Source organism: Syntrophorhabdaceae bacterium (genome assembly GCA_035541755.1).
Lineage (GTDB): Bacteria > Desulfobacterota > Syntrophorhabdia > Syntrophorhabdales > Syntrophorhabdaceae > PNOF01.
Window position 1 is genome coordinate 1 of the sequence record DATKMQ010000136.1, and the last position, 4,046, is coordinate 4,046.

The following is a 4,046-nucleotide window of genomic DNA, read 5'->3' on the forward strand; positions in this document are numbered from 1 at the left end:
CAAAGCCAAAATTTTGGAAGTGCTCTTTTTCCTGAAGGCTGATCCGGACTGCGCTTTCGACATGCTGACCGATCTTTTCGGTGTTGACAACAACAAAGAAAAACCACGCTTCGAACTGATCTATTTTCTCAACTCTCTCAAGAACAAGACCAGGCTCGCGGTGAAAGTGGGTCTCGAGGATGGCGAAAGCGTCCCCACTGCATCCGGTATCTGGAAAGCAGCCGAGTGGTTCGAGAGGGAGATTTATGACATGTTCGGGATCCGGTTTGAGGGCCATCCGGACCTGCGGCGGATTCTCCTAGACGAAGAGTTCGAAGGACATCCGCTGAGAAAGGATTTTCCAGTAGAAGGTCCTGACTTTGACAAGCCTTTCGTTGTTGAGTTGGGTGAGGATAAATAGCTTGCGCTTCAATCTAGCGAGCACCGCTCGCCGGATACCGCTAGCGGGTGTGGGGGTTCTATGGGCTCCGTCGCGGGAAGGCGCGATGCGATGCGAGCCCCCAGAAATACCTAGTGATAGAGGGTAAGTAAGAGTGGCCGAAACAAGGTTCATGACCATCAACATGGGACCGCAACACCCCGCTACGCACGGAGTGCTGAGGATGGTGCTTGAGCTGGACGGCGAAATCATAAAGAAATCTGTGCCCTTCATTGGCTATCTGCACCGGGGCGTGGAAAAGCTTGCTGAAGCCAGAACCTACCATCAGGCCCTGACCCTCACCGACAGGCTCGATTACACGAACGGTCTATCAAACAACCTGGCTTATTGCCTGGCCTGTGAGAAGCTCGTGGGCCTGGAGATACCCAAGCGTGCCCAATACCTGCGAGTGATTCTCTGTGAGTTGCAGCGTCTCGCTGCGCACCTGCTCTGGCTCGCGACCCATGCCCTCGACATAGGTGCCATGACCGTGCTCTTTTACGCATTCCGGGAGAGGGAGACGATCCTGACCATCGTCGAGAACGTTACCGGAGCGCGTCTTACTCCGAGCTACATCAGGATCGGCGGATTGGCGAAAGATGTCACTCCCGAATTTGAGACCATGGTAAGGGATTTCATCAAGGAGTTTCCCACGAGAATCGATGAATATGAGACGCTCCTTACGGAGAATATCATCTGGAAGAAGCGCACCCAGAATATTGCCGCGCTTTCGGCTGAAGACGCCATAAATTATGGTGTCACCGGTCCTGTGCTCCGAGCAAGCGGCGTGAACTACGACGTACGCAAGGCCTATCCCTATTCATCGTATGATGAGTTTGATTTCATCATACCGCTGGGCACGAGGGGCGATGTGTATGATCGGTACGTTGTAAGATTGCAGGAAATGAGGCAGTCGGTAAGGATTATTGAGCAGGGCATTGAAAGACTTCCCGAGGGTCCGGTCATGGCGCATGCGCCCGATTTAGCACCGCCTGATAAAGAAGACGTGCAGCATGACATGGCAGCCCTCATTCGCCATTTCAAAATTATGGAGGAAGGGTTCAAACCCCCTGTGGGTGAGGCGTACGGCGCTGTTGAGTCACCGAAGGGTGAACTCGGGTTTTATTTGGTGAGCGACGGGTCAAATAAACCCTTCCGCATGAGGATCAGACCACCCTCCTTTCTCAACCTCGGAGCGGTTCCCAAGATGATCGAAGGACACATGGTAGCTGACGTAGTTGCTGCTATCGGGAGTGTCGACATAGTTCTCGGCGAGATCGACAGGTGACAGATGGCAGGTCTGCTCTTTAGCTCCTGGCAAGGAGAACTGATCGACAACAGGGGAAAGAGTAAAGAAGAATCTGCCGTGCCCAAACGGTTGAAGCTCCCTGAAGAATTTGCCGCAGGTGAGCACGTACGCGCCTTCATGGGCTGGGACGGTATCGCGCTCTTCGATGACAATGTGGATATCGTCGACATGTGCGCGAAGTATGTGGAGGCCGTGCAGAAAGAATCCTGCGGCCGCTGCGTGCCATGCAGGATCGGCACCAAGGTGATCCTCGACAGGCTGAATGCGATCTGCGCAGGAGAGGGCAGCAAAGAGGATCTTACGCTCATTAAGTCGCTTGCGTCGGAGATCAAAGAGGGCTCCAAGTGCCAGATCGGCCAGACCGGGCTCGTGCCGTTGCTTCACGCCATCGAGCATTTCCGGGACAGGTTTGACCGGTGCATCGCAGGACAGAAGGCGAGGGCCGGCATCTACCGTTCGTCCGTAACAGCACCCTGTTTCAGTGCCTGTCCCACAAAACTGAAGATTCCCAAATATGTGGAAGAGATCGCCGAAGGAAGGTTCACCGACTCGCTCGCCACGATCCGGGAGGATACCTGCCTTGCCGGCATCCTTGGCAGGGTCTGTGTGAGGCCCTGTGAGTCCAACTGCAGAAGGGCCAACATCGATGAATCGATCTCTATTAAATATCTGAAGCGTTTCGTAGCCGACTACGAGTTAGATAAAGAGAAGCAGGCCAACATCAAAAAAGGACCGGTTGACGGCAACAAGAAAATAGCAGTCTTAGGCGCGGGTCCCGCAGGGCTCTCTGCTGCCTACTATCTCGGCCAGATGGGTTATAAGGTGACAATCCTCGAGCGCCTCGGCGAGCCGGGCGGCATGGCTGCTGTGGGTATACCCGATTACCGGCTGCCGCGCTCCATCATTGGCTTCGAGGCGAGCCTGCTTTCCGGCCTCGCCGTGGAAATCAAGTATGGTGTCAGCGTAGGCAAAGACATCACCCTGGCCCAGTTGCAGAAGGAGTATGATGCGATCTTCATCGGTGTGGGTGCGCACGGAAGCTCTCCCATGGGCGTTGAGGGTGAAGACAAGGGCTACAGCGGCTTTATACCGGGGGTCAAGTACCTGCTCGACGTAAATAATGGCAAGGATCCGTATCCCGAAGGAAAGAAGGTGGTTGTGGTCGGCGGCGGGAATGTTGCCATGGACTGTGTGCGTTCGTCCTTCCGCGTGGGCAAGCCCGACGTAAACCTCGTTTACCGCAGAACCAAGAAGGAGATGCCGGCTGATCCCGTCGAGATCCACGATGCGGAAGAGGAAGGCGTCAAGTTCCATTATCTGTGTAATCCGACGCGCATCATCGAGAAGAACGGAAAGGTAGTAGCGGTAGAGCTGATCCGCATGGAACTGGGAGAACCCGATGCGAGCGGCCGGCGTAGACCCGTTCCCGTGCCCAAATCCGAATTTATCATCGAGACCGATATCCTGATCCCTGCCATCGGCCAGGTGATTGACTTCGACTTCCTCAAGGGTCTGGAGGGCATACAGCTGACCAAGTGGAAGACGGTGCAGGTGAATCAGGAGACGTTTGAAACCTCGACGAAAGGTATCTTCTCAGCCGGCGACTGCGAGACCGGGCCGGACGTGCTGGTGCGTGCGTGCGGTAACGGAAAGCGCGCTGCGTGGAAGATCGATCAGTACTTGCGCGGCCAGGAGGTAGCGCCGCGCGTCGAGGAGAGGTTCAATAACTTTTTCTCAACGGTGAAGGTATACCAGAAAGATGAAAACCTCGGCATCGTGGGTGGAGACAAGAGGCTTCACGTAAGGATGCTCGATCCTGAGACCAGGAAATGGACCTTTGACGAAGTCGAAGAAGGATTCAAGGTTAACGAAGCTATGAAAGAAGCCAGCCGGTGCCTGCGCTGCTTCCGCATCGGCATGGTTGCTCTGTAACATGGACCGAACATGGATCCGAATGTGGAACCGAACATGGAACGGATAAGACTGACTATCAACGGCCGCGCCATAGAAACCGAGGCAGGAAAGACGATCCTGCAGGTTGCGCGGGAGAATAATATTTACGTACCCACCCTCTGCTTTCATGAGAACCTTTTTTCCATAGGTTCCTGCAGGCTTTGCATCGTGGAGGTGGATGGGTATGCCAACCCTGTTGCCTCGTGCGTCACGACCGCGGTCGACGGTCTTTCCGTCACCACCCACTCTGAAAAGCTCTTCAGAATGAGGCAGGATTACCTGAAATTCCTGTTGATCCATCACCCACTGGATTGCCCCGTCTGTGATGCGGGTGGTGAGTGCCGGCTCCAGGACCTCGTATTCGAG

General features: G+C 54.8%; 4 protein-coding genes. All 4 read left to right on the plus strand.

The window, feature by feature from the left end:
• A partial coding sequence (locus tag VMT62_13485; GenBank protein ID HVN97436.1) for an NADH-quinone oxidoreductase subunit C occupies positions 1-400 on the plus strand: 400 nt, incomplete at its 5' end.
• Between the two features lie 133 nt (positions 401-533).
• A complete protein-coding gene (gene nuoD / locus VMT62_13490; protein ID HVN97437.1) occupies positions 534-1,706 on the plus strand; it encodes an NADH dehydrogenase (quinone) subunit D in 1,173 nt (390 codons plus the stop codon).
• A 3-nt stretch (positions 1,707-1,709) separates the two neighbouring features.
• On the plus strand, positions 1,710-3,659 hold the full coding sequence (locus VMT62_13495) for an FAD-dependent oxidoreductase (GenBank protein ID HVN97438.1): 1,950 nt from the start codon (positions 1,710-1,712) through the stop codon (positions 3,657-3,659).
• Positions 3,660-3,695: 36 nt separating this feature from the next.
• Positions 3,696-4,046, plus strand: a 351-nt coding sequence (locus VMT62_13500; protein HVN97439.1) for a 2Fe-2S iron-sulfur cluster-binding protein, incomplete at its 3' end; no start/stop codon positions are given.

What these genes read in the sequence shown, in the direction of transcription:
- VMT62_13495 (HVN97438.1), top strand. Translation starts at nt 1,710, where the DNA reads ATGGCAGGTCTGCTCTTTAGCTCCTGGCAAGGAGAACTGATCGACAAC.